Origin of the sequence: Rhodococcus sp. IEGM 1351 (genome assembly GCF_030056875.1) — a bacterium.
Lineage (GTDB): Bacteria > Actinomycetota > Actinomycetes > Mycobacteriales > Mycobacteriaceae > Rhodococcus_F > Rhodococcus_F opacus.
In genome coordinates, this window is the sequence record NZ_JASHKU010000004.1 from 184,832 (window position 1) to 211,803 (window position 26,972).

General features: G+C 68.5%; 19 protein-coding genes and 1 pseudogene. 10 read left to right on the forward strand and 10 right to left on the reverse strand.

What is annotated here, in order from left to right:
• The first annotated feature begins 82 nt into the window (after positions 1-82).
• The 3 genes from recC to recD are packed head-to-tail and all read left to right on the forward strand — an operon-like array spanning position 83 to position 8,516.
• Positions 83-3,343 (forward strand): exodeoxyribonuclease V subunit gamma, encoded by a 3,261-nt coding sequence (recC, locus tag QM806_RS08870; protein ID WP_283291093.1) that lies wholly within the window; start codon positions 83-85, stop codon positions 3,341-3,343.
• Positions 3,301-6,651, forward strand: coding sequence for a UvrD-helicase domain-containing protein (locus QM806_RS08875; RefSeq protein ID WP_502943845.1), 3,351 nt, complete (start codon positions 3,301-3,303; stop codon positions 6,649-6,651). The genes recC and QM806_RS08875 overlap by 43 nt, the downstream gene beginning before the upstream one ends.
• Entirely contained in the window at positions 6,648-8,516 is a 1,869-nt protein-coding gene (gene recD, locus QM806_RS08880; RefSeq protein ID WP_120660558.1) for an exodeoxyribonuclease V subunit alpha, read from the forward strand. Before QM806_RS08875 ends, recD begins: the two co-directional genes overlap by 4 nt.
• Here the strand turns inward: recD and QM806_RS08885 are convergent.
• The 4 genes from QM806_RS08885 to QM806_RS08900 all read right to left on the reverse strand — a co-directional run bounded on the left by QM806_RS08885 (position 8,434) and on the right by QM806_RS08900 (position 10,714).
• A complete protein-coding gene (locus tag QM806_RS08885; RefSeq protein WP_065491966.1) occupies positions 8,434-8,964 on the reverse strand; it encodes a DoxX family protein in 531 nt (176 codons plus the stop codon). The two genes, recD and QM806_RS08885, sit on opposite strands and share 83 nt — an antisense overlap.
• A 17-nt stretch (positions 8,965-8,981) precedes the next feature.
• The gene (locus tag QM806_RS08890) at positions 8,982-9,473 is read right to left on the reverse strand and encodes a DUF4188 domain-containing protein (protein WP_005573424.1); all 492 of its coding nucleotides are present in this window, start codon (positions 9,471-9,473) and stop codon (positions 8,982-8,984) included.
• A 132-nt stretch (positions 9,474-9,605) separates the two neighbouring features.
• Entirely contained in the window at positions 9,606-10,106 is a 501-nt protein-coding gene (locus QM806_RS08895; protein WP_283291097.1) for a pentapeptide repeat-containing protein, read from the reverse strand.
• 218 nt (positions 10,107-10,324) lie between these two features.
• Positions 10,325-10,714, reverse strand: a complete 390-nt coding sequence (locus QM806_RS08900; RefSeq protein ID WP_005253957.1) for an excalibur calcium-binding domain-containing protein — start codon at positions 10,712-10,714, stop codon at positions 10,325-10,327.
• Between the two features lie 302 nt (positions 10,715-11,016).
• Between QM806_RS08900 and QM806_RS08905 the strand changes: the two genes are divergently transcribed.
• Positions 11,017-12,792, forward strand: a complete 1,776-nt coding sequence (locus QM806_RS08905; protein ID WP_120660560.1) for a TerD family protein — start codon at positions 11,017-11,019, stop codon at positions 12,790-12,792.
• 7 nt (positions 12,793-12,799) lie between these two features.
• Here QM806_RS08905 and QM806_RS08910 read toward each other — a convergent pair whose 3' ends face one another.
• Positions 12,800-13,726 carry a polysaccharide deacetylase family protein gene (locus QM806_RS08910; RefSeq protein WP_283291100.1) on the reverse strand — a complete coding sequence of 309 codons (927 nt, stop codon included), beginning with the start codon at positions 13,724-13,726 and terminating at the stop codon, positions 12,800-12,802.
• A gap of 318 nt (positions 13,727-14,044) precedes the next feature.
• Between QM806_RS08910 and QM806_RS08920 the strand changes: the two are divergent.
• The 6 genes and pseudogenes from QM806_RS08920 to QM806_RS08945 form a co-directional block, all read left to right on the forward strand.
• A pseudogene (locus tag QM806_RS08920) lies at positions 14,045-14,212 on the forward strand (PucR family transcriptional regulator ligand-binding domain-containing protein); the annotation flags it as partial.
• Positions 14,213-14,705: 493 nt separating this feature from the next.
• Positions 14,706-15,404 (forward strand): PucR family transcriptional regulator, encoded by a 699-nt coding sequence (locus QM806_RS08925; RefSeq protein ID WP_269590917.1) that lies wholly within the window; start codon positions 14,706-14,708, stop codon positions 15,402-15,404.
• Positions 15,405-15,699: 295 nt separating this feature from the next.
• A complete protein-coding gene (locus QM806_RS08930; protein ID WP_005574211.1) occupies positions 15,700-17,034 on the forward strand; it encodes an MFS transporter in 1,335 nt (444 codons plus the stop codon).
• Positions 17,035-17,098: 64 nt separating this feature from the next.
• Positions 17,099-18,319, forward strand: a complete 1,221-nt coding sequence (locus QM806_RS08935; protein WP_005253963.1) for a M24 family metallopeptidase — start codon at positions 17,099-17,101, stop codon at positions 18,317-18,319.
• Positions 18,320-18,393: 74 nt separating this feature from the next.
• Positions 18,394-19,221: an IclR family transcriptional regulator gene (locus QM806_RS08940; protein ID WP_005253964.1), complete on the forward strand. Its 828-nt coding sequence runs from the start codon at positions 18,394-18,396 to the stop codon at positions 19,219-19,221.
• A 75-nt stretch (positions 19,222-19,296) separates the two neighbouring features.
• Positions 19,297-22,725 (forward strand): serine/threonine-protein kinase, encoded by a 3,429-nt coding sequence (locus tag QM806_RS08945; RefSeq protein ID WP_283291103.1) that lies wholly within the window; start codon positions 19,297-19,299, stop codon positions 22,723-22,725.
• Here the strand turns inward: QM806_RS08945 and QM806_RS08950 are convergent.
• The 5 genes from QM806_RS08950 to folP form a co-directional block, all read right to left on the reverse strand.
• Positions 22,671-23,399, reverse strand: a complete 729-nt coding sequence (locus tag QM806_RS08950) for a hypothetical protein (protein ID WP_037203085.1) — start codon at positions 23,397-23,399, stop codon at positions 22,671-22,673. The two genes, QM806_RS08945 and QM806_RS08950, sit on opposite strands and share 55 nt — an antisense overlap.
• Before the next feature lies 1 nt (position 23,400).
• The gene (locus QM806_RS08955; RefSeq protein WP_005572862.1) at positions 23,401-24,783 is read right to left on the reverse strand and encodes an L-serine ammonia-lyase; all 1,383 of its coding nucleotides are present in this window, start codon (positions 24,781-24,783) and stop codon (positions 23,401-23,403) included.
• A gap of 4 nt (positions 24,784-24,787) precedes the next feature.
• Positions 24,788-25,201 carry a glycine cleavage system protein H gene (locus tag QM806_RS08960; RefSeq protein WP_005253968.1) on the reverse strand — a complete coding sequence of 138 codons (414 nt, stop codon included), beginning with the start codon at positions 25,199-25,201 and terminating at the stop codon, positions 24,788-24,790.
• Between the two features lie 153 nt (positions 25,202-25,354).
• Entirely contained in the window at positions 25,355-26,056 is a 702-nt protein-coding gene (locus QM806_RS08965; protein ID WP_133984873.1) for an aminotransferase class IV, read from the reverse strand.
• Complete coding sequence (folP, locus tag QM806_RS08970; protein WP_283291108.1) at positions 26,053-26,952, reverse strand: dihydropteroate synthase; 900 nt, start codon at positions 26,950-26,952, stop codon at positions 26,053-26,055. Before folP ends, QM806_RS08965 begins: the two co-directional genes overlap by 4 nt.
• Between the last annotated feature and the right edge of the window lie 20 nt (positions 26,953-26,972).

Genomic DNA, 26,972 nt, shown 5'->3' on the forward strand with positions numbered 1-26,972 from the left:
CTCACCTGCAGAGTGGGCCTCCCGAGTCGGTGGGTTGTGGTAAGTCTGAGCCGACCGGAGTTGGGGAGCGAAGGGAGGCCACGTGCTCGTACTGCATCGCGCCGAGCGTTCCACCACTCTCGCGTCGGCTCTCGGCGACGTGCTCGCGACCCCGCTGCCCGATCCGTTCGCCCGGGAGGTCGTCGCGGTCCCGGCGAAGGGGGTGGAGCGCTGGCTCACGCAGCGCCTCTCGACCGCGCTCGGTGCCCGGCCCGACATCGGCGACGGGGTGGCCGCGAACATCGACTTCCCGTCCCCGACCCGGCTCGTCGACGAATGCCTCGCCGCCGCCACGGGGGTAGCCGCCGACGACGACCCGTGGAATCCGTCCCGCGTGCTGTGGTCATTGCTCGGCGTCGTCGACGACTGCCTCGGTGAGCCCTGGTGTGCCGTCCTCGCGAAACACCTCGGCCACGGCCTCCCGGATCGCGACCCGGACGATAACCGGCCGGGCCGGCGCTACGCCACCGCCTCACACCTGACCGATCTGTTCCGCAGTTACGCCGCACAGCGGCCGGCGATGCTGGTCGACTGGGCCGGAGGCCGCGACACCGACGGTGCGGGTGGTCCACTCGACGACGACCTTCTCTGGCAGGCCGAACTGTGGCGGCGGCTGCGTGAGCGTGTCGGCAGCCCCGCTCCCGCCGAGCGGCTCGACTCCGCCTGCGCCCGGCTGCGCGAGGAACCGGACCGCGTCGAACTCCCCGCCCGACTGTCGCTGTTCGGTCCGACACGCCTCGCGACCGATCAGATCGCGGTCCTCGCCGCCCTCGCCGTCAATCGTGATGTGCACCTGTGGCTTCCGCATCCGAGTCCCGCGATGTGGTCGTCGCTGTCCACGGCAGCCAGCGTTCTCGCACGCGCCGACGACGACACCGCGCTGTCCGTCGCCCATCCGCTGCTGTCGAGCCTGGCGCGGGACGTCCGCGAACTCGAGTCGAGGCTGACCCGCCTCGACGTCGACGACCTCCACCACGAGGGACCTGCGCCCCGCGACTCCCTGCTGGGGTGCCTGCAGGCGGACGTCCGGGACGACCGGGCGCCCGCGCTCGCCGAGTGCACGGCCGACGCGTCCGTCCAGGTCCACGCGTGCCACGGACCGGCCCGCCAGGTGGAGGTCCTGCGTGAATGCCTCCTGCATCTCTTCGAGGACGATCCGACTCTCGAACCGCGCGACGTGCTCGTCATGTGCCCCGACGTCGAGTCGTACGCCCCCCTGATCCGGGCCGCGTTCGGGCAGGACGTGCTCGGGCATCCCGGCCATCGACTTCGGGTCCGGCTCGCGGATCGTGCCCTGCACCAGACCAATCCGGTTCTCGCCGTGGTGTCGACTCTCCTCGAACTCGCCGACGCGAGGGTGACGGCGAGTCAGGTCCTGGACCTGTCGGCGGCCGCGCCGGTGCGCAGGCGGTTCCGGTTCGGCGACGACGACCTCGAACGGATCCGGGAGTGGGCGACCGCGACGGGCGCCCGCTGGGGAATCGGGCCGCGGCAGCGCGCGGCGTTCGGTCTCGGCGACTTCCCGCAGAACACGTTCACCACTGCGCTCGACCGCATCCTGCTCGGCGCCGCGGCCGACGAGTCCGAAGGCGAATGGCTCGCCCTGGCGCTGCCGCTCGACGACGTCGACAGCAACGATATCGACCTCACCGGGCGGCTGGCCGAATTCGTCGACCGGCTCGACGTCGCGCTGCGCGGGCTCGGCGGGCCGCAATCGGTCGCGGACTGGTCGAGCGCGCTCACCCGCGCGCTCGACCTCCTCGTCGACGTCAGCGCCGCCGACACGTGGCAACTCGCGCAGGCGCGACGAGAACTCGGGGCGGCGATGGAACACGGCGGCGACGCGGTCCTGCGACTGTCGGACGTGCGCGCCATGCTGGCCACCCGGCTCGCGGGCCGCCCCACCCGCGCGAACTTCCGCACGGGCGAGCTGACGGTGTGCACGATGGTGCCGATGCGGTCGGTGCCGCACCGTGTGGTCGTTCTCCTCGGCCTCGACGACGAAGTGTTCCCGCGGGGCGTGAGCGTGGACGGCGACGACGTGCTGGCCCGTAATCCCCTTCTCGGTGAACGCGACCCGCGCAGCGAGGACCGGCAGTTGCTGCTCGACGCCGTGATGTCGGCGAGTGAGAAACTCCTGCTGTTCTACACGGGCGCCGACCCCGTCACCGGCATGTCGCGGCCGCCGGCGATCCCGCTGTCCGAGCTGCTGGACGCGGTGGCGGCCACCGTCGGGAGCGATGCCCTGCCCCGAATCGTGACCCGGCATCCGTTGCAGCCGTTCGATGCACGCAACTTCCGACCCGGGCACCCGTTCAGTTTCGACCGGGCGGCGCTGGCCGGTGCCCGCGCCGCGCAGCACCCGCCCGAACCGGAGCCCGCGTTCCTGCCTGCGCCATTGGTGCCGCCGCCGCTGGGGGACGTCGATCTCGCCGACCTCATCGCGTTCCTGGTCCACCCGACGCAGGCGTTTCTGCGGCAACGGCTCGGGTTACGGGTCCCCGACGTCGACGAGGACCTCGCCGACGCATTGGACGTGGCGCCCGATCCGCTGGCCCGGTGGGATCTCGGCCAGAGGATGCTCGTCGCGAGGCTGGCGGGAGTCGAACTGGCCGACTTCCGCGCCGCGGAGTGGCGCCGAGGGACGTTGCCGCCGTTCAAGTTGGGGGAGTCGGTGCTCGGCGGAATCGAGCACGCGGTCGAGTCGCTCGTCGCCGTCAGCGGGTCCGTGCACGTCGGGCGCGCGGAGACCGTGGACGTCGATGTCGATCTCGGCTCCGGACGGCGCCTCACCGGCACCGTCGGCGGTGTGCACGGGTCGGTGATCGCAAGCACCACGTATTCGAAGCTGGGGCCGAAACACCGCCTCGCCGCCTGGGCGCAGTTGCTGGCAGTCGCGGCGTCCGACAACGAGACCGAGTGGACTGCGGTCACGACCGGCCGCGGTGCGTACAGCCGTCCGGCGTGGCGCTCGACCCTCACCGCACCCGAGAACGCAGTGGAAGAGTTGGTGCGACTCGTCGAACTGCGCGATCTGGGGCTGCACGCGCCGTTGCCGATCGCCACGGGCGCGTCGGCGGCCTATGCCGAACGACGCCACGGCGGCAGCAGCATGGAGGACGCGATCGAGGCGGCCCGGAAGGAATGGAGCAGTGACTTCGGTGACTCACGCGACCGGCACATCACGTACGTGTACGGGGCTTCGCCCGGGCTCGACGTCCTCGGCGACACGGTGACGATCGAGAACTACGCCCGGCAACTGTGGGCGCCGCTGCTCGCCGCCGAGACGTTGGCGCAGCCGTGACCGGCGCGCGAGGCGTCGACCTCCTCGGTCCGCTGCCGGAGGGCACGACGGTGCTCGAGGCGAGCGCCGGCACCGGCAAGACGTACGCGATCGTCGGTCTGGCCGCCCGCTTCGTCGCCGAGGGTGGCGTGGACCTGTCGCAGCTGTTGCTGGTGACGTTCAGCCGGGCGGCCACGCAGGAGCTGCGGGAACGCACCCGTGAGCGGTTCGGTTCCGCCGCAGCCGCATTGGCCGATCCCGCGGCGGCGCGACTGAGCGCGGATCAACTGATCCGGCATCTCGCCGAAGCCGACACCGACGAGGTGACGCTGCGCCGCCGACGCCTGCTGCAGGCACTGTCGGACTTCGACGCCGCCACCATCGTCACCACCCACAGCTTCTGCCAGCGCATGCTCGACGGGCTCGGCATCGCGGGCGAACGCGACCCCGACACGGTGCTGGTCGAGGCCGCCGACGACCTCACGACGGAGGTGATCGCCGACCTGTACCTGCGAGCCTACAGTCGGGTCGAGTCGGCGCCGTTCACTCCGGCGGAAGCCACCGCGGCCGCCCGGGCGGCCATCTTCGACCCGCAGGCCGTGCTCGCCCCGGAAGATGCGCGGGGCACCCCGGCGGGGGATCGGGTGGCGTTCGCCGAGGCGGTGCGCGCCGAAGTCGAGCGGCGCAAACGTGCGGTGGGTCTGCGTGACTTCGACGATCTCCCGATGCTGCTCCATCGCGTCCTCAGCGATCCCGAGCACGGTGCGGCGGCGTGCCGGCGAGTCCGCGAACGCTACGGCGTCGTGCTCGTTGACGAGTTTCAGGACACCGACCCGCTGCAGTGGGACATTCTGCGCCGAACGTTCCACGGCAGCGGAACTCTGGTCCTCGTCGGCGATCCGAAGCAGGCCATCTACGCGTTCCGTGGGGCGGAGGTGCTCAGCTATCTGGACGCGGTGCGGTCGGCGGACCGTCACCAGGAGTTGACCACCAACTGGCGCAGCGATCAGGAACTCCTCGACGGGCTCGAATATCTGCACGGCGGGGCCGCGCTCGGGCATCCCGAGATCGTGGTGCACCGCGTCGACGGTGCGAGACCGAAGTCGCGTCTGACGGGTGCCGCGCCGCTGCGGCTGCGGTATCTGCCGAGGACCGGCGCCGGGCCGATCAACAAGTCGGGATACCCCGCGGTGGGGCCGCTCCGTAAGCGGATCGCGGCAGATCTCGCCGCCGACATCGTCGCCCTCCTCGACGGTGGCGCGACACTCGACGTCGGGGGGAGCGCCCGACTCGTCGAACCGGGCGACATCGCCGTCCTGGTGCGCACCAACGCGCAGATCACACTGGTCCACGACGCCCTCGACCGGGCGGGTGTGCCGTCCGTGCTCGCCGGCGGGGCCAGCGTCTTCACGACTCCGGCTGCGCAGCACTGGCTCTGGATTCTGCAGGCCATCGAGCAACCGCATCGTTCCGACCGGGTGCGGCTGGCCGCGCTCACCCCGCTGCTCGGGCACACGGCCGAGGAACTCGACGCTCGCGGCGACGACATCGTCGCCGAGGTCGGCGGGCAGCTCCGTGAGCTCGGCGCGGTGTTCGCGCAGTCCGGTTTCGCGGCCCTGTTCGAACGACTGTCCGCGGTCGGCGCGCTGGAGGCGAGACTGCTTCGGGTGGCAGCGGGTGAGCGGGCACTGACCGATCTCCGGCACGTGGCGCAGTTGCTCAACGGTGCCGCCGTCGAGCAGTCGCTCGGTCTGACGGCCGTCACCCGCTGGCTCACCGAACGGATGAAGGATCCGTCCTCGGGTGGGGTGGACCGCAGCCGGCGACTCGACAGTGACGCCGCAGCGGTGCAGATCGCGACCGTCCACGCCAGCAAGGGCCTCGAATTCCCGCTCGTGTACCTGCCGTACGCCTGGGACGCCGCGAAGATCTCGAAACCGAGCAAACTGCTGCTGCACGACGACGACGGGCGACGCATCCTCGACGTCGGCGGTCCGGGCAGCCCCGGTTACGCGGATCGCAGGAACCGGCACGACGCGGAAGAGGCGGGGGAGGAGTTGCGGCTGCTGTACGTCGCCGTGACCCGGGCGATGTGCGGGCTCGTGGTGTGGTGGGCACCGGCGTTCACGACGGCGGGCGCACCGCTGCACCGGATGATCCTGGGGCGGCAGCCCGGGCAGCGGGAGGTCCCGCCGAAGGTCACCGTCCCCGAGGATCCGGTTGTCGCGGAACGGTTGTCCGCGTGGGGTACGGAAGCTCCGGAGACGGTGACCGTCGAGGCGGTGGGTTCCGACCCGATCGCGCGGGTCGGGTGGACACCACAGCGTGAGCCCAGCGGAGACCTGGAAGCCGCGCGCTTCCGGCGGCTGCTCGACACGCGCTGGCGTCGCACGTCGTACTCGGCGTTGACCGCATCTGCGCACGACGCGCCCGCAGTGGGTAGTGAGGCCGAGGTCGAGGAGAAGACGGACGAACCGGACGAGCCTCCGTTGCAGGCGCCGGCCGACGTCACTTCGGGGGTGCCGTCGACGATGAACGAACTGCCCGGCGGCGCGACGTTCGGCACGCTCGTCCATGCCGTCTTCGAGATCGTCGACACCGCGGCACCCGATCTGGAAGCAGAAGTCCTGCGGTGCTGCCGCGACGTGATCGCGTCGACGCTGTCGGACATCGACCCCGCCCAGCTGGGGACGGCGCTGCTGCCCGTGCTGCGGACTCCCCTCGGCGCGGGGGGCGAGCCGACTCTCGCCGACATCGCACCCGCAGACCTGCTGGCGGAGCTCGACTTCGAACTGCCGCTCGCCGGTGGCGACACACCCTCGCTCACCGTGATGCTCGACGGCGTCGGCAGGCTGCTGCGCACCCACCTTCCCGTCGACGATCCGCTGCGGTCGTACGCCGATGCCGTGCAGACACTCGAACCGACTCCGCTGCGCGGATACCTCACCGGCAGCATCGACGTCGTGCTGCGGTTGCCCGGACCGCGGTACGTCGTGGTCGACTACAAGACCAATCGCCTCGCGCAGGGCGACCTGACCACCGCGCACTACACCCGCGAGAGGATGGCCGCCGAAATGTTGCGGGCGCACTATCCGCTGCAGGCGTTGCTGTATTCCGTTGCGTTGCATCGCTACCTGCGCTGGCGGCAACCGGACTACGATCCGGCGGTGCACCTCGGTGGCGTCCGGTATCTGTTCGTTCGCGGAATGGTCGGCCCCGGCACCCCACCCGGCTGCGGAGTCTTCGACTGGGCGCCGCCCGCCGCGCTGATCACCGAGCTGTCCGATCTGCTGTCCGGGTCGGTCTCCGAGCGGGAGGGGACGCGATGACCGAGGTGCAGGTGGCGCAGCGCGGCAAGGGGATGCTGCGGGTGTTCAACGAGGCCGGTGTGCTGGCCGCCGCGGACGTGCACGTCGCGTTGCGGTTGTCGGCGCTCGGAGGCGAATCGTCGGAAGACGTCGTGCTGGCGACGGCGCTGGCGGTGCGGGCGGTGCGGTCCGGCTCGGTGTGCCTGGACCTGACGCGGATTCGTGAGGTGACCGTCGACGAGGAGTCCGAAGTCGATCTCGACGCACTGCCGTGGCCGGACGACGGCACCGTCGTCGAGGCACTGCGGCAGAGCCCGCTGGTCACGGGTGGTTCGGCGGGTCCGCTGCGACCGCTGCGGCTCGTCGACACGGCCGAGGGCGGGCTGCTCTACCTCGACCGGTACTTCCGGCAGGAAGCGACCATCCGGCGGGTACTCGACCAGCGCGCGGTCGGGCATCCCCTCGTCGACGAGCAGTCGCTGCAGGACGGCCTGGACGCGTTGTTCCGTGACCAGCACGACCACGGGGCGCCGGCCCCGGCTCCGGATCGGCAGCGGATCGCCGCCGCGGTGGCCGCCACACAGTGGACGTCGGTGGTGGTCGGCGGACCCGGAACAGGCAAGACGCACACCGTCGCCCGGGTGCTGGCGCTGCTGACCAGGCAGCCCGGGCCGGGCCTCCGGATCGCGCTCGCCGCACCCACCGGGAAGGCCGCGGCGCGGTTGCAGGAATCGGTGCGCGAGCAGTCCGACGCACTCGGGTTGCCGCCCGACCTGACCGCGATGACGCTGCATCGGCTGCTGGGCTGGCAGCGCGGACGTGGTAGCCGGTTCCGCTACAACGCGAACAATCACCTGCCCTACGACGCGATCGTGGTCGACGAGACGTCGATGGTGTCGCTGACGATGATGTGCCGCCTCCTCGAGGCCGTCCGCCCGGACACCCGGCTGGTGCTCGTCGGCGACCCCGATCAGCTGACGTCCGTCGACGCGGGCGCGGTCCTGGCCGATCTCGTGGCCCGGCCGGTGACGGGAACCGAGAATCCGGTGCTCGCCAGGATCGTTGGCGGTGACCTGGAGGCAGCCGACGACCCGCTCGAAGCCGCCTTGAGTGCGGGAGAACGGGACAGATTGCGGGGCGGAGTGGTGCGGCTCAGCCGCGGGCGGCGGTTCGGCGGCGGCATCGCGCAGCTGGCCGTCGCGGTACGGAAGGGCGAACCGGACGAGGTCATGGAGATCCTGTCGAGCGGCTTCCCCGAGGTGTCGTTCCACGGTCCCGAAGATCTGGACGCACTGCGGGCGGACGTGGTGGGGACGGCCGCCGCGGTCACCGGGTCCGCGGAATCCGGTGATGCCCTTGCTGCACTGCGGCATTCGGAGGAGCACCGGCTGTTGTGCGCGCACCGCGAAGGTCCGTACGGCGTGCAGCGGTGGGCGCGGCAGGCGATGGAGTGGATAGGGGAGGCGACCGGGCAGCGACTGAACCCGGATCGCTGGTCTCCGGGCCAGCCGCTGATGGTGACTGCCAATGATCACGAAACGAAGATCTACAACGGCGACACCGGGGTGATCGTGCGCCGCGACGACGACGAACTCGTCGCCGCATTCGTGCGGGGCAACGAACCGTTCCTGTTGCATCCGACGCATCTGTCCGCCGTGCAGACGGTGTACGCGATGACGATTCACCGCAGTCAGGGCAGTCAGTACGACACGGTGTCCGTAGTTCTTCCCGGCGAGGCGTCGTCGCTGCTGACTCGCGAATTGCTGTACACCGCGATCACCCGGGCACGAAAGCACGTGCGGATCATCGGGTCCGAGGATGCAGTGCGGGCGGGAGTGCAACGTCGGGTGCTGAGGGCGAGTGGGCTTCGGAGGGCGATTCCGTAGCACGGCTCCGGAGGGAGGAGATCACGACGGCGAGAGTCGCGGACACGAAGACGACCTGCAGGAGTGTGCGGGGGATCAGCGCTTCGAACGGTCCCGTCGAGAGTCCCTCCACGGCGGCGTACACGTTCGCCGGGAACATCACGATCAGCAGGGCGGTGAGGCAGCCCGCCGCCCACGGCGCGGTGCGTCGTATCAGCAGTCCCGCGGCGCCGGCCAGTTCGAGCAGACCGGTCACGGTCACCAGCAGGCCGGGATTCGGCAGAGACGGCGGGACCATGTCGACGAGTTCCGCGCGCATCCCCACGAAGTGGGCCATGCCGGTCAGCGTGAACATGGCCGCGAGTCCGCCCCTCAGGGCAACGGGCCACGGCCGGAACCGGCGCACACCCGCCGCGCCTGCGACGAGGAGTGCCAGAGTGACGGCAACGAGGGCGATCAAGGGTTCCATGGTTTCTCCTGAATCGATCACTGTTCGTGGGCGTTGTTACTGCGGGACAGCCGGTCTCGGGCGCGGCTGAACTTCTGTGCGACGGGCACACGTGCGGTGGCGCGAGCCAGGCCCATCGCCGGCGTGCCGACGTAGATCGACTCGGCGCGGTCCACCGGATAGGTCTCGTGCCAGACGCCGACCGCACCGGGTGCCTTGCGGGCCCGCCGGTTGAATGCGGCCCAGGCCGGACGATGCTTCGCTTGGCTGTCACTGGCGTAGGCGTACAGCTTGTCGACGGAGTTCCAGTACTGGATCACTGTCGGGCCGCGGCCCTCGAACGTCAGGCGGTAGCCCATCAGACCCGAATCCGGGTCTTCGGACAGCTCACGCAGCATCCTCGGCATCGCGAGGAACGTGGGCAGCCACAGGTCCGGTCGCCAGGGTCGGTTGATGGTCATCCCGATCAGGAAGACCACCAGTTCGCCGTCGTAGTGGTGCGTCGAACGGGTGGGGTCGATCGTCGTCATCGGATGCCTCCCAATGTTGGATACCGATACTATCTAATAGTGGATAGTGCGGGTTTCCAATGTCAAGGGGTGTGGGCATACGAAAACCCGGACCGCGCAGTGCGCGGCCCGGGTGAATGGGTCAGGAGTGGTTTACGGAGCCGGAGCCGCAGGTGTCGGTGTCACCGGGACGACCGAGGCGAGTGCGCGCTCGTGGGCGTCGGTGGACCATTCGTGTTCGGTCGTGATGTTCATGTCCCCGACGATCGTGCCGAAGATGTCGATGTCCGTGCTGTACAGGATCACCGCGTTGCGCTGCGAATCCGTGAAGTTCGTTCCGGTGAGGTTCGCATCGCTCAGGTCGGCGTACGACAGATTCGCGGCGGCGAAGTTGGTGCCGGTGAGGTTCGCCCGTTTCATGTTCGCGCCCGACAGGTCGGCGAAGCTCAGGTTCAGGCCCGCCAGGTTCGCGGAACTCAGATCGGCGCCGGGGCAGGTCGTGCGATCGTCGGGATTAGGATTCGCCACAATCCTGCAGCCGTTGATCTCGGTGAGGACGTCCGCCGCGGCCGTTCCGGTGCCCGCAGTGAGTGCGGCACCCCCGGCCAGCGCGACCGCGCCCAGTGTCAGAGCCCTGAAATGTGTCCTGCTCATGCCGGACCGCCCCCTCGCGTAGAACCTCAACCGTCATCGCCGAACTTAGTGCCGAGCGCACTGCGCCGCACGGGGAATGGCGACACCTGCACGCAGGTGAGGCGTTGCGAGACATCGACGCACCCCTTCTCGGTGGACGCACCCGTTCCAGGGCTCGAAAAGGGGTGCGTGGGCGCAGAAGGGGTGCGTGTGTGGGAGGGCGGCGCGCCGGGGACGGACTACTCGCAGGCGATGCCGTCGTTGTCGCGGTCGAGGTGCGGCGCGTAGCCGTCCTGGCCGCGGTAGATCGGCGTCACGCCCGCATTGCGGGCCTCGGTGCAGTTCTTGTACCCCGCCCGCGGCGCGGGTGCCGGCGGTGCCGGAGCCACCTGCGGTGCGGGGGCTGCCTGCGGGGCCGGCGCGACCTGCGGCGCGGGTGCCGGTGCTGCCGGAGCGGCGGGCGCGGGCGGCAGGAGGGGGTTCACGGCGTCGGCCGAACCGCTCGGAATCAAGGACGCAATCTCCGGGGGGAGGAAATCGAAGATCGTCGCCGCCTGTGCGGAGGGCGCGGCCGCCATCGAAATGGCGGCGCAACCGAGGACGCTGAGAACTAACCGTCGAGCCTTCATGTTTACCTCGTTCAGGGGTGGGGTGGGGCTTCCACAGAATGGTCGAGAAATGCCACGACGGCCAATCCATCCGGTGTGACGAGGATAGTAGCCAATTGGTAACGGACTTCGAAAGCTGTTGAGGCGCAATGGACCTCTGTGTCATTCACTCGAATGACACAACCCTCGACCTGTACTTGAACAAAAAACTACCGAGAAATTCAGAATGGGCACGATATGTGCCGGATATTTCCGTGTCGTCGATCAGAACGGCGAGAACCGGGCTCTATAGTCGCTCTGTGCTGTCATCTGCCTCCTCGACCATGACCCGGCCGGCGCGATTGCCGACGGGGCACCGCTGGGTCGTCGTGGACGTCGAGACCTCCGGTCTTCGTTCGTCCACGCACAGAGTGCTCAGCGTCGCGGCGTTGGCGTTGCGTGAAGACGGTTCGGTGGAGCGTGAATTGGTGACTCTGCTCAACCCGGGCTGCGACCCGGGGCCGGTCCATATCCACAATCTCACGCCACAGCGTCTGGCGGGGGCGCCCCGTTTCGAAGAGGTCGCGAAAGATCTGCTCGAGCTTCTCGACGGTCGGACGCTGGTCGCGCACAATGCGTCATTCGATTACGGCTTCCTCGACGCCGAGGTACGGCGGGCGGGGATGACGATGCCGACACGGCAGAGGCTCTGCACCCTCGCCCTGTCGCGCCGCCTCGAGATCGACGTCCCCAATCACAAGTTGTCCACTCTGGCTGCGCACTGGAAGGTTCGTCAGAACCGGGCTCACGACGCTTACGACGACGCCCTCGTGCTGACGGAGGTCTTCGCGCACAGCGCCTCGCTGGCCGAGTCTCTCAGACTTCCTCTGCCGGTCGTCGGTTGCGCCGATCGGCGGGCGGTGTACCCCGATCGGGTTCCGCGCGTGGAGTCTCCGTGGCGGAATCCGGGTCGGCTGGATCCGGGGGCGGGACTGGTCCAGGGCATGAAACTGGTCATCAGCGGCAGTACGGATGTTCCCCGTCTTGCGCTCGCCGCACGGTTGACCGCCGCCGGCCTGGACGTCATGAATTCGGTCAGCCGTCAGACGAGTGTCGTCGTCTGCAACGACCCGCACTCGTCGAGTGCAAAGGTGCGCCGCGCGGTGGCCGACGGGATTCCTGTCCTGACCGAGCGGCAGCTCGGCGAGATGTTGCTGCACGTGACACCGGGTGAGCCGAAGGGGGCCGCGGCACCGTCCGAAGTTCAGTGGCCTCGACCTGCGACAACTGTTCCCTCCACGAAGCCTTGGCACGGAAGAAGAGTGCTCATCGTCGGTGGCTCGCATGCGGACTCCGTTCTGATGCGCTCCCGCATCGTGCAGTTGGGTGCCAAGCCGTCGGTCAATCTCTCCGCAGGAGTCACCGATGTCCTCGTTCTCGACGGTGGTGAACTCGATCCCCGCATGGACCGAGTGTCGGCCCGTCAGTTGCCTCTGCTCACCGCCCCCGATGTGAACTCCGCACTCGAACCGGCGGCACCACCCGCGCGGGGGGCGCTCCGCGAGCCGATCCGACCGCCTTCTCAGTGGGTTGCGCCGTTGCTCGCTCGCGGAGAGGTGATCGACCTGCCACCACAGACGACATCGCTGACGGTCAACGCGTCTTGGCGCGCCCACACCGAGGACGATGCGTTCGACGTGGATGTGGTTGCGCTTCTTCTCGGCGAAGACGGCCGGGTCGGTTGCGACGAGGACTTCCTCTTCTACAACTCGCCGACGAGTTCGGACGGCACCGTGGAATTGTCCTGCGACGGCAGCAGCGAGCAAGGAGTGCGGATCGAACTGGCTGCCCTGCACTCCGACTACCAGTGCGTGTCCGTATCGGCGGCGATCGGCGGAGATCGCACCTTCGGTGAACTCGGTCCGATCTCGGTGACCGTCGACGCTCCGGACCACACAATCGCATCGTTCGTTCTGGACGCCGGCACGACCGAACGGACGATGCATTTCGCCGAGATCTACCGACGCGCCGGGCAGTGGCGTCTCCGCGCGGTGGGGCAGGGGTACGAATACGATCTCGCCACGCTCGCCACCGAGTACGGGGTGACGGTCGACGATTGAGGATCCCTCACCGTTCGGAACGAACAGTTTCGGGGGCCGGGGAAGTCCGCCGGAGCTGGACGTCGGGGAAGGTGGGGATTTCGAATCGGGTGTGTACGAAGGGTTCGGTGCAGACGCGCTGGGCGTGTGCCGCGATGTCCGCGAGGGTGGTCACCCACATCCCGTCCATCGCTTTGACGTTCTCGATGAGTCGTTCCAATGCGGCTGCCTTGGAGGGTATTCCGGAGATGAACGGGTGGTTCGTGAGGGCGAAGCACCCGCCTTCGGCATGGTGGGCCTCCGCTTCGAGGGTCCACATCTCCAGGACCTTGGCGGGGCTTTCGATGACGCCGCTGCCGGTGACACCGGGGTAGAACGCATACTGTTCCCAGTCGTCGAGTGCCCAGTCGACGGGGATCTCGATCAGTGTTCGTTCCGACGCCGGGCTCGTCGCCATCAGGTAGGGCTTGTCGCCGTCGAGCAGGCTCGAGTCGTACAGAAACCCGCGATCGACGAGCAACTCGGGTGTGTGCCAGTTCATTTCCCACCAGGGTGCGCGATATCCGACGGGGCGGATGCCCGCGACCTCCTCGAGCGTGTCGAGCCCCCAGTCGAGGTAGCGTGCCTCGGTCGCAGGGTCGAGGCCCTTCATCGGTTCGTGTAGACACCCGTGGTGCCCCACCTCGTGACCGCCGTCGATGATGGCGCGGACCGTGTCGGGATAGCACTCGGCGGTGAATCCCGGCACGAAGAACGTTGCGCGAACGTCCTGACGTTCGAGTATTCGCAGAATGCGGGGGACACCGACGCGGGGCCCGTACGACTGGTGGCTCATCAGCGACATACAGTCCGCCGAAGTGGGATCGTGGGCGAGGACGCAGGATTCGGCGTCGACGTCGAAAGTGAAGGCGGCGGCTGCGGTGTGGCCCTGCGGCCAGGTGAAGTCGTTGTTCACGGTGTGCTCCTGGGGTGTCGGGAGGGTTCAGTTGCCGGCGAGGACGTCGGGGGAGTCGGTGGTCGCGGACGATCGTGTCGGGGGTTGGCCGGTGATGCGGTAGGGGCGGTGTGCTCGGGGGCCGAGGACTGAGTAGAGGGCGGCGGCAACTCCGCCACCGGCCAGCCAGGACAGGTCGAGCCCGCCGAGTGCGCGAGCCGCGAAGCCCTGGGTGAGGCTCGTGGCGCCGTACATGAACAGCCACGTTGCGGCGATTCCGGCGACGAAGCATCCCATCGTGGTCCAGTTGACGTCGCGCACCTTCTTCGCGGCGGCGAGTTGCTGCTGACCGGCGGGTTCGCACTCGCGTCTGCCGACCCGGCCGGACTGCGGCGGTACGTGCGTGAACTGTCGGCCCGCCGTGTCGCCGGAGTGGCCATCGAGACCGGGTCGCAACTGCCGCTGATCCCGCCTGCGCTGGTCGAGGAGGGGTCGGAGGCGGGTTTGCCCGTCCTCGAACTGCGTGGTGTCGTTCCGTTCGTCGAGGTCGCCGAGGCGATCAACGGCCTGCTGGTCAACGAATCGGTGCAGCGACTGCGTCGTGGTGACGCGGTCGCGCACGCGTTGTCCGAGGAGTTGGCCCGCGGTGGCGGACCCGACGAGTTGCTCGAGGTGCTCGCGCGACTCTTGCCCGGTGACGTGACCCTGCTCGACGCGACCGGCGACGTGATCGCGGCCCTCGGGAACGAGATCACCGCCCCTGCCACCGGCTCGGGCGTGCTCGCCGTGCCGGTGTCCGTTCAGGGTGTCGGTGTGGCGACGCTCATGGTGTCTCCGGACGACCCGGCCGATCTCGTCACCGCAGAGGCGATCGTCGAGCGAGCACCGGCAGCGCTGGCGATCTCCCTCCTGCGATCGTTTCCTCCCTCGGCCGCGGTCCGCGGCTCGCAGGCCTTGCTGCGGATCGCCTGCCAGCCGAGTCCTGCCCCGGAGCGTCTCGTTGCGGCGGCGCGCGCGGCCGGGATGGCCGACGGAGCGTCATACGTCGGGGGTTGTCGGACGTTCGGTCGACGGTCCGGTATCGCTCGGCGCTGTCGATGCGGCACTGCACCGGTACGCGGCCGGAACGGTGTCGTCCATCGCCGGCGACGAGTTGCACGCAATCGTCGTGCTCCGGGCCGACGACCGAGTCGGTTCCTGCGCGTCGCTGGTCGAATCGCTGCGCGCGACACCGCAGGCGGAGTTGGCGCGGGTTGCGGTGGGTCCGGTGGTCATCGGTCTGATCGGGCTCCCCGAGACGCTGGCGGAGGCGCGGTTCGCGCTCGACCTCGCGGCCGATCTGGGTATCGCCGACACCATCGTGGACGCCGCGGAACTCGCTCTCGAACGCCTCGGCCGGCGAATCGGCGATCCGGCCCTGCTGACGTCGTTCGTCAGGGAACTGCTCGGGCCGCTTCTCGCGGTCGGGCCCGAACGTGCTCGCCGTCTGATCGACACGCTGGACGTCTACCTGCAGTGCGGGTGCAACAAGACCGAGGCGGCGGCCCGGCTGCATGTGCAGCGTCAGACGCTGTATCAGCGGCTCGATCAGATCTTCGCGCTACTCGGCGAGGATCCGACGGGTTCGCCGCGTCTCGCTGCCGTGCACCTCGCGACCCGCCTCTATCTCGGCGGTGCGGTCGACGCGAGCGCGCTCTGACTTTCACGGGTGACCGGGAAAGCCACCTCCGAACTCAGCTGTTGCAACGGTGTTGCATTCCCGTGAACATCGCCGGGAACCGCGGATCGGGGTAGCGCAACTGCGCCCGTCCGTGTTTACTGCGGTGTCACCTTGGTTCACCCCTTGCAACCGCAGTCCGGTCATGAGAAGCAAAACATCGTTGACATGTGATGCTGAGCACAATATGGTCGGTGAACGAATTGTCGTTGCAATGAAAGCAACAAATGCCATTCGTCGCAGTCGGCAAGCGCCGACGCCCCGAGAAGGAGTGGGCATGGCCCAAAACCTCAATTCCCCCTCAGCCCCGCCGCAATCGGACGAGGACGGCGCGGTGAACCCCTCGCCCCGTGTTCTCCGGCGGGTCATCACAGCGAGCTTCATCGGCAACTTCGTCGAATGGTTCGACTACGCCGTATACGGCTATCTCGCAACGGTTATCGCGGTGGTCTTCTTCCCCGAGGCCGAGCCCACGACGGGTCTGCTGGCCACGTTCGCCGTGTTCGCCATCTCGTTCGTCATCCGCCCGATCGGCGGACTCGTCTGGGGGCACTTCGGTGACAAGATCGGACGTCGCACGGCGTTGTCACTGTCGATCCTCATCATGTCGGCGTCGACGTTCTGCATCGGCCTGATCCCCGGCTTCGATCAGATCGGCTACCTCGCACCGGTCCTGCTGCTGCTCGTCCGCATGGTGCAGGGATTCTCCGCCGCCGGCGAGTACGCGGGCGCCTCGGCGTTCCTCGCCGAGTACGCCCCGGACCGCAAGCGCGGGCTGTTCACGAGCGTCGTGCCCGCGTCCACGGCCGCCGGGCTGCTGTTCGGATCGTTGATCGCGGCACTGCTGACCGCGGTGCTGTCGACGGAACAGCTCGAGGGCTGGGGCTGGCGGCTGCCGTTCCTGCTCGCGGCGCCGATGGGCCTGATCGGCCGCTACATTCGGTTGAAGCTCGAGGACACCCCGAAGTTCCAGGAAATGGAACAGAAGGTGGAGTCCAACGCGCCGTTGTCGATCCTGTTCACCCACCATCGGCGCGCGATCGCCATCGCGTTCGGTGTCACCTGCCTCAATGCGGTCGGCTTCTACCTGATCCTCAGCTACATGCCGACGTATCTGTCGGAGGTGTTGAACGTCGGCCACACGGCCTCGTTCGTCGCCGCGTCGATCGCTCTCGCCTGCTACATCGTCTTCATCTTCGGGATGGGTGCGCTCTCGGACCGCTTCGGCCGCAAGCGAGTTCTCATTGCCGCGTCGGTCTGCTTCGCGGTGTTCACCGTCCCGCTGTTCAGTGCACTCGGCGCCGTCGGAATCGTCGGAATCGTCCTCATCCAGATCGTGCTGTGCGCGTTCCTCACCATGAACGACGGCACGCTTCCCACCTTCCTGGCCGAGATCTTCCCGACCCAGGTCCGCTACAGCGGTTTCGCGTTCAGCTTCAACACCGCCAATGCACTGTTCGGCGGCACCGCGCCGTTCGTCGCCACGTTGTTGATCGAGCTCACCGGCAGCACCCTCGCGCCCGCCTGGTATCTCGTCGCCGCGGCCCTCGTCGCCATGGGGGCCATGCTCATGGCCCGCGAAACCTCCCAGCGCCCCCTGGCCGACACCTGACCACCCGTAGATCCCACAGAAGTGCGGCATCACGCGATGCCGCCGGCAACTCGAAAGGAACATCATGAACTTGGAGCGCATCAAGAGCATCCCCAACGGCGAGAAGGTCGTTCCCACGTTCTCCCCGGTGGAAATGGACCGCAGGCTGGTCGCCCTGCGTAAGCACATGGCGGACAACGGGTTCGATGCCGTGCTCTTCACCAGCTACCACAACATCAACTACTACTCCGACTTCCTCTACACGGCGTTCGGGCGGCCGTACGCCCTGGTCGTCAGCCAGGACGGCTCGACCACCGTGTCCGCCAACATCGATGCCGGGATGCCGTGGCGGCGGTCGTTCGGCGAGAACGTCGTCTACACGGACTGGCGCCGCGACAACTTCGAGTACGCCGTGCAGCAGGTCTTGGCGAAGCAGGGCATCTCGCGCGGCACACTCGGTGTCGAGGACGACCACCTGACCCCCGACGTGCGGACCCGGATCGCGGCGGTTCTGCCCGGGATGACGTTCACCGACGTCGCGAAGGCCGCGATGTGCCAGCGCATGATCAAGTCGCCCGAGGAGATCGAACTGATCAAGCACGGGGCCCGGATCGGTGACCTCGGCGGCGAGGCGATCCGCGCGGCGATCACCGAGGGGGTCCCCGAATACGAGGTGGCGATCGCCGGCTCGAACGCGATGATCCGCGAGATCGCGGCCACCTTCCCGCACGCCGAACTGCGCGACACCTGGGTGTGGTTCCAATCAGGCATCAACACCGACGGCGCCCACAACTGGGCGACCAGCCGGCAGGTCGAGCGCGGAGACATCCTGTCGCTGAACTGTTTCCCGATGATCGCCGGCTACTACACCGCGCTCGAACGCACCCTCTTCTACGGGGAACCGTCGGCCGAGCACCTGCGCTTGTGGGAGGTCAACGTCGCGGTGCACCGCCGCGGACTCGAACTGATCAAGCCGGGCGCGGTCTGCAAGGACATCGCGGCCGAGCTGAACGAGATGTACGAGGCCGAGGGACTGCTGCCGAACCGCACGTTCGGGTACGGGCACTCGTTCGGCGTGCTCTCGCACTACTACGGGCGCGAGGCCGGACTCGAGCTGCGGGAGGACATCGACACGGTCCTCGAGCCCGGCATGGTGGTGTCGATGGAACCGATGATCATGGTGCCGGAGGGGCAGCCCGGCGCGGGCGGATACCGCGAACACGACATCCTGGTCGTCGGCGAGGCCAGCGCGGAGAACATCACCCGGTTCCCGTTCGGACCCGAGCACAACATCCTCGGCGTCTGACCGGGACACCGACCCTGCCACGGGTGTGGCAGGGTCGGCGGTGGTATAGGCGGAACCGAAGGAGCGCAACGATCATGAGTGTGGACGACGTCGATCGACTCGCGGACAACGGACCGGGCGAGCACGACGGTGACGCGAAACCGTCCCCGTCGGTCCTCCTCAACGGACTGCGGGTGCTCGAATCCTTCTCGATCGCGGAACCGGTCCTCGGCGTCACCGAGATCGCGCGCAAGGTCGATCTGCACAAGAGCAGCGTCTCCCGCATGCTCGCCACCCTCGAGAAAGCCGGCTACGTCGAGCGTGACGAGGGCACCGGACGCTACCGGCTCGGCCTCGGTCTCATCGCTCTCGCGGGGCCACTGCTGGCCAACCTCGACGTCCGCCGCGTGGCGCAGCCGGAACTGGAGGAACTCACCCGCCGCACCGGCGAGACCAGCGCGCTCATGGTGTGGAACGGGCACGAATCCGTCGTCGTCGAACAGATTCCCAGTCCCAAGCAGGTCAAGCACACCGCCGCGGTGGGCACCCGCTACGACACCTATGCGAGTTCGTCCGTCCAGGTGTTCCTCTCCGAGATGCCGCAGGCGGAGACCGAGCGGCTGTTCGACCGGCGTCTGCTCGTCGGACCCGACGAGCAGGAGTCACGCGGCGAGTACTTCGACGAGCTGAGTGACACCCGCGACCGCGGATACGCCGTCAACGACGGACGCACGTCGATCGAGGAGGTCGGCATCTCGGCGCCGGTCCGCGATCATCGCGGCGTACTGGTCGCGGCCGTCATGTTGTCCGCCCCACGGTTCCGGGTCCCCGAGTCCATGCTCGAGTCGCTCGGTCGGGCGGTCGCGGAATCCGGCAGGCGGGTGTCGGCACGACTCGGGGCACCCGTCGCGACCCGCGACTGACCGCATCGCCTCCGCTCGTCGGATGGACTCCGCGGACTATTCTGGGTGGAGCGTGTCAGAGGTGGTGCAGGGCCGATGACGAACGACGATCCGTGGGCAACCCAGCGCCAGCCGGAGATCACGACCGAGCTGGCCGCGGCAGGGTTCGACGATGCCGTGGAGATCGGCCGCGGCGGGTTCGGGGTCGTCTACCGCTGCCTGCAGGAGGACCTCGACCGCACGGTGGCCGTCAAGGTCCTGACGTCGAACCTCGACCCCGACAACGTGACGAGGTTCGTGCGCGAGCAACGGGCGATGGGCCGGACGTCCGGGCACCCGAACATCGTCGCCGTCTACCAGGTCGGTGTCACCCGGAGCAGGCGGCCGTTCCTCGTCATGCCGTACCACTCGTTCGGTTCCCTCGATGCGCAGATCCGTCGGTCGGGTCCCCTCGGGTGGCAGGAGGTGCTGCGGCTCGGGATCAAGATGTCCGGCGCCCTCGAGACCGCGCATCGCGGTGGGATGCTCCACCGCGACGTCAAACCCGCGAACATCCTGCTCACCGAATACGACGAGCCGCAATTGACCGACTTCGGCATCGCCCGCGTCTCCGGCGGATTCGAGACGACGGCAGGCTCGATCACCGGGTCCCCGGCGTTCACCGCGCCGGAGGTGCTCGAAGGAAGGCCACCGACGGTGGAGTCGGACGTCTACAGTCTCGGGTCCACCCTGTTCTGCGCGTTGACCGGGCATGCGGCGTACGAGCGCCGGAGCGGTGAGCAGGTCGTCGGGCAGTTCCTGCGGATCTCCAGGCAGGCGGTCCCCGACCTGCGGGATGCCGGAATCCCCGACGACGTGTGCAGCGCAGTCGAACATGCCATGGCCCGCGCGGTCGAGGACAGGCCGGGCGGCGCCGCCGACTTCGGCAACGAGCTCCGGGCGGTCGAGCGACGCAACGGTGTCGTCGTCGACGACATGTACATCCCGGTTCGGCGGGCACCCGAGCAGCTGCACGATCATGCCGGCGAATCCACCCGGTCCCGGGGCCCCGGGCTCCCGTACAACGTGCGGACGCCGCCGACCCCGCCCGCGCCGGTGACGAAGTTCCGCCCACCCACCACCACCCGGCAGCTCGTGCCGCGCCGGCGGCTCCTCGCCGTCCTCCGCGCGGGCCGGGACCGCAGGCTGACGCTCGTCCACGCGCCGGCCGGGTTCGGCAAGAGCAGTCTGGTCGCCCAGTGGCGCGACGACCTGGTCGACGGCGGGACGGCGGTCGCGTGGCTGACCGTGGACCGGGACGACAACAACGTGATGTGGTTTCTCACCCACCTCGTCGAGGCGATCAGGCGGGTACGCCCGGAGGTCGTCACCGATCTGGGCCAGTCGCTGGAGGAGCACGGGGACGCGGTCGAACGGTTCGTCCTCACGTCGCTGATCAACCGGCTTCACGACAGCGAGGAGGCCCTCGTCGTCGTGATCGACGACTGGCACCGCATCACTGGCTCCGGGCCGATCGACTCGATGAAGTTCCTGCTCGACAACGGCTGCCACCACTTGAAGATCGTCGTGGCGAGCCGGAGCCGGTCGGGGCTGCCGCTGAGCCGGATGCGGGTGCTCGACGAACTCAACGAAATAGCGTCCGACGACCTGTGTTTCGATTTCGGCGAATCGCAGAACTTCCTGTCGGACCGGGTACAGGTTCCCCTGAAGGACACCGAGATCGAACAACTCCGGGAATCGACCGACGGCTGGATCGCGGCACTGCAGTTGGCCTCGTTGTCGTTGCGCGAAGCCGGAACTCCGGAGAACCTGATCGAACAGCTCCGGACGGGGACCGACGCGATCGGCGAGTATCTCGCCGAGAACGTGCTCGACGCCCTCGAACCCGACATGCTCGACTTCATGCTCGCCACGTCCGTCCCCGACAAGGTGTGCGGCGATCTGGCGTCGGCGCTGGGCGGCGTGCAGGACGGGCAAGCGAAACTCGAGCAGGTCGTTGCCCGTGACCTGTTCCTCGGGAGGACGGGCGACGACCGCCAGTGGTATCGCTATCACCACCTGTTCGCGCAGATCCTCCATCAGCGTCTCGAACGGGACCACCCCGGGCGCATCACCGATCTGCACCGCCGGGCATACGACTGGTTCCGGAAACGGCACCGGCTGGGCGAGGCCGTCGACCACATCCTCGCGGCCGGTGAACCGCAGCGAGCGGTGGAACTGCTCGAGGAGGACGACCTCTACCTCCTCGATCGGTCACAGATGTCGACGCTGCTCTGCCTGATCGGGAAGCTGCCCGCCGACCTGGTGGACGCAAGCCCGCGGCTGCAGCTCACCATCGGATGGGCGAACTGCGAACTCCAGCGACTCGAACTCGCGCAAACCGCCCGAACCCGCGCGCTCGAGCAGATCGACAGCGGCGAGATGCCCGAGCGTCGCGCCGCCCAGCTCCGGGTGGAAGCGGATGTCCTGCAAGGTGATATCGAGGTGACCGCCGACCGCATCGAGGGGGTGCGAGAGCTCGTCACCGAATGCCTCGCCCATCCCACGGAGTACCACCCCTTCGTGGTGTCGATGGCCGCTCTCATCGAGACGTTCGTGGACACGTGTGAATTCCGGTTCGAGGACGCCCACCGCAGGCAGAGCTGGGCGGCCCCGTACCACCGGCAGAACACGGGACCGTACTCCGTCGCCTACGGGTACTGTTTCGCCGGACTCGCGAAGTTCGAGCAGCTCGACGTCGGCGGTGCGATGGAGCTGTACCGCAAGGCGTTCCAGCTTGTCCGGGAGGCGGAGAACACGCAGTCGCAACATGCGCGACTCACCCGCGCACTACTCGCCGAGGTCCATTACGAGCAGGGCCGGGTCGATGAAGCGGACGAGCTGCTCAACGAGACGTTCGACGCGGCCGCGCTCGGTGGCGCACCGGATTTCATGATCCGGCACTACTGCCTCAGGGCGCGGATCATGGCGGTGCGCGGCGATCGCGACGGCGCGGCACGACAACTCGACGAGGGGGTGCGGACGGCCGAGACGTTCTCCCTGCCCCGGCTGCGGGCCGCCGTCGACAATGAGCGGGTGCGGATCGGGCTGCCCCCGGCACCCGGGTTCGTGCCCGTCACACGCGAGACCCGGCGCACCCCGGCGAACGGCCTCGACCTGGCGACGGCACAACTCGAGGAAGAGGCGGCCATCACGTTGCTCGCGGCGCGGGGCGATCCGGCGGACGCGGATCTCGCGTGCGAATGGGCGAACGACTGGGTTCGGCAACTCGACGGGACCGGGCGGCACCGGGCCTGCCTGCAGGCGGTCCGGTTGCTCGTGTCGTGCCTGTGGGCGGCCGGACGCCGCGACGAGGCGCAGGCGATGCTGCTGCCGGCGGCGGTGGAGTGCGCCCGGCACGGGCTGAACCGGTTCCTACCCGACGGCGGCCCGAACGTCGTCGCGGCGCTGTCGGCGCTGCGGGAGAACGGTCACCCCGACCTGCCGCGGACTTTCGTCGACACTGTGCTCGCGGCCGCGCAGTAGTCATCCCGCGGGAGCAGGTGCGCGGCGGCCGTCCGCCACGGGGCGAGCAGTGTGTCGAAGTGTGCGCTGGTGAAATCGTGCCGCCCGACGAGATCCGACACGGCGTGCGCTGCTGCCGCGTCGCGCACCGCGGTCGCGATGTCCGCGCACAGTTGCTCGTCCTCGCGCACTGTCGCCTCGTCCATGAAGTGCCGTTCCCACGCGGCGTCCTGGGCGCGGTACCAGGATTTGATCCGGCCCGCTTCCCAGGCCGCATCGCGTGCGCAGGCCCAGGCGCCGAGCCGTCGTCGGCTGTCGGCGACGCTTGTCGTCCGCGTGAGTGCTCCGAAGTGCCCGTGCAGGAGGGCTGCCGCTTCCACGGCGTGTCGCACGACGTCCTGCCAGTTCGGGCCGAAACTCTGCTCGCATTCGTACTCGGTGACGGCGAACGTGTCGAGGGCGGACAGCGCGTCGTCCACGACGTCGACGTGGAGAAGGTACGAGCCGGGCAGCTCGCGCCGGCTGAGGAGCTGGAAGGCCACGAACGCGTCGCCGCGGACCGGTGCGCAGTGCACGAGGACGTCGAGCACTGACAGACGGGTCTCGGGTGCGAAGTCGCCGCGCTTCGGAACCGGGTGCCGCCGGATGAAGTGCGCGGCGCGGGCGGGGAGAAGGCGAAGTTCGTCGGTGATCATGTCAGCACTCGACATAGTTGACCGGGACGTTGACGGCCAGACCACCGGTCGACGTTTCCTTGTACTTCGACAGCATGTCTGCGCCGGTCGAGCGCATCGTCTCGATCACCTGGTCGAGGCTGACCCGGTGGGTGCCGTCGCCGCGCAGGGCCATGCGAGCGGCGTTGATGGCCTTGCCCGCCGAGATCGCGTTGCGTTCGATGCACGGAATCTGCACCAGTCCTTCGATGGGGTCGCAGGTGAGTCCGAGGCTGTGCTCCATCGCGATCTCCGCGGCATTCTCCACCTGTTCGATTGTGCCGCCGAGGATCTCCGCAAGCCCGGCAGCGGCCATGGACGCCGCGGAACCCACCTCGCCCTGGCAACCGACCTCGGCTCCGGAGATCGACGCGCGTTCCTTGTACAGCGATCCGACGGCGCCGGCGGCGAGGAGGAAGCGGATCGCGGTGTCGTCGGGATCCGACTTCCCAGCCGGGGTGTAGTGAACGGCGTAGTGCAGCACCGCGGGGATGATGCCCGCGGCCCCGTTGGTCGGCGCGGTGACGATCCGGCCACCGGATGCGTTCTCCTCGTTGACGGCCAGCGCGACGAGGTTGACCCAGTCCTCGGCGAATGCGGGATCACGGTGCGGGTCTTCCTTATTCAGGCGCAGGTACCAGTCCCGTGCGCGCCGGCGCACGCGCAGAGCGCCGGGAAGAATTCCGTCGCGCGCGATCCCGCGCTTCTCGCATTCCACCATGACGTCGCGGATATGCAGGAGCCGCTCGTAGATCTCCACGGTCGACCGCGTTTCGCGTTCGAACTGGAGCATCACGTCACTGATGGCGTAGCCGTGGCGGGCCGCGACGTCGAGGAGTTCCTTGGCGGACCCGAACGACAGACCGCCGGTGGCGGTGGCCGGCGGCTCCGCGCTCTCCGCTTCGGTGACGACGAAGCCGCCGCCGATGGAAAAGTAGGTTTCGCTGTGGATCTCGACGCCGGTGGCGGTGGACGCGGTTATTTTCATCCCGTTCGGGTGCAGCGGCAGGATGGTCAGCGGATGGAGGACGATCTCGTCCTCGGCGAGCGCGACCTCGTGGGATCCGCCGACCCTGATGTGCCGGGTACTGCGCATCTCCTCGAGACGTCGTTCCATCTCCTCGGTCTCGATCTTCTCGGGAAAGTACCCCTCGAGTCCGAGCAGCACCGCGGACATCGTTCCGTGGCCCGCTCCCGTGGCTGCGAGCGACCCGTACAGGTCGACGCGGATGTCCGCGACTGCGGGCAGGGCGTCGAGAGCGCGGAGGTCGGAGACGAACCGTGCGGCGGCGCGCATCGGTCCGACGGTGTGCGAACTCGAGGGGCCGATGCCGACGGAGAACAGGTCGAACACGCTGATGGTCATGGGATTACACCGCCTCACTGAGTTCGTGTGTGTATTGCGCGGGGGTGAGAAGTCCGTAGGCGGACGACGTCGGTGAGGGGAGGACGGCGAACAGCCAGCCGCGATGGAACGGGTCGTCGGCGACGAGTTGCGGGTTCGCGAGGGCGTCGTCATTCGTCATCGTGACGAGTCCGCTGATCGGCGCAAACACCGTGACGACGGTCCGCGCGGACGTCCAGACGAGCGCGCAGGGTGCGCCCGCCTCGATCGTGCTGCGCACTGCCGGAAGTTCAAGCCCGACCACCTCGATCTCGTCGAGTGCCGTGTCCGTGACCCCGGCCCGGAGCGGGTAGTCGGAGAAGCTCTGTCCCGGTGCGAGGGCCAACCAGCTGTGTGTCGCCGTGAACCGTCGATCCGAGGGAATCTTTCCAGCTCTCATGCCTTTTCCTTTGACAGTCGGGCGTTGTGGTCGCGGAGTCGCGCGTGTGATCCAATAGGTCTGATATTGATATATCAGTGTGTGCGATAACAGTAGGTCAGGTGCGGAGGCGGGTCAAGAGGTGGTGTGCACTACATCCGGAAACGACGCAGGCTACGGCCGGAGGGTCGCGGGCAGCACGCCTTTGAGTGAGCTCGTCACGGCGAGCGCCTCGGCGGCCAGGAGATCGCCCGGCGTGAGAATGCGTTCGCGCATCAGCCCGCGGTCGAGCTGCCAGGACCGCTCGACACCCGGCAGGCACCCCGACGCCAATGGTGGCGTCCACCAGACGCCGTCGATCCGGGCGGCGAGATTAGCGATCGTGGTCTCGGTGACGTGCCCGAGTTCGTTGACCAGCACGACGTCGCCGGCCCCGGGATGGCGGTGTCGTCTGCGGTCGTATCGCTCGCGCAACGTCGTCTTGTGTCCGAGGAGGACGTCCCGGGAGTCGACGGGCTCGTCGTCGAGCACGAGAGACACCGACGCGGGTGCGACCGGCGGCCCGAAGACGTCGACGTCCACACCGCCGTCGCGGTGCAGGCGCACGCGGACCCGAGCCGGCCCGACGCCGGACAGCCGCTGGGTGAGTCGGCGCCGGACGTCACGTTCCCGGAACTCGTACCCGAGCACGGCCGCGGAACGGGCCAGACGCCGCAGGTGACGCTCCGCGTGCCGCAGGCCGGTCCGCGGATCGTGAAACATCGTCTCCATCAGCTGGGCACCGGCACCGATCAGCTGCGCCGCGACGGTATCGATCGGCTGGACCCCAGCAGCATCGATCGTCGCGAGGCCGGCGGCGGACACGGAGCTGTTCACAATGCGAAGGCTCGATTCGACGCGGGACTGGAGTTGGCGCGACCAGGATATACGAGCGCGCGGAGCACGGACACCGCGTCCACGGTGGCGGCCACGTCGTGCACTCGGAGTACAGCTGCCCCGTTCTGTGCGGCGATCAGCGCAGCGGCCACCGAGGCGGCCTGACGGTGGTCGACGCTGCGACCGGTGATCGTGCCCAGCATGCCTTTCCGGGACAGTCCGGCCATCACGGGAACACCGAGATCCGTGATCTGCCCAAGCTCGGACAACAGTGCAAGGTTGTGGGCGAGGGTCTTGCCGAAGCCGAAACCCGGATCGACCATGAGGTGCTCGAGGGGAATTCCCGCGCCCCGGCAGGCGCCGACACGGTCGACGAGGAACCGGCGCACCTCGGACACGACGTCGCCGTACTCCGGCGACGTCTGCATCGTTTCGGGCTCGCCGCGCATGTGCATCAGGCACACGGGTACGTCGAGATCGGCGGCAGCCCGCAGTGCACCCGCAAGTCGCAGGGCACGAACGTCGTTGATCATCGACGCGCCGGCGGCAACCGCCTCCCGCATGACGTCCGGTCTCGAGGTGTCGACCGAGATCGGGACCGACGTCGACATCGCGAGTGCCGCGACTACCGGCACCACGCGCGCGATCTCCTCCGCGACGGACGGCGGGCGGGACCCGGGACGGGTCGACTCGCCCCCGACGTCGAGGAGGTCGGCGCCCTCCGCGACCAGAGACAGGGCGTGCTCGACCGCGGCCTCGGTGTCGAGGTATCGGCCACCGTCGGAGAACGAATCCGGGGTCACGTTCACGATGCCGCAGACCAGGGGAACATCGCGTGCGAGAGCCTCGAGCAGTCGGCCGGGGCCGGTGGCGGTGAGCGTCGGGAACGGAACCATTCGGGCGCACCTCCTTCCAG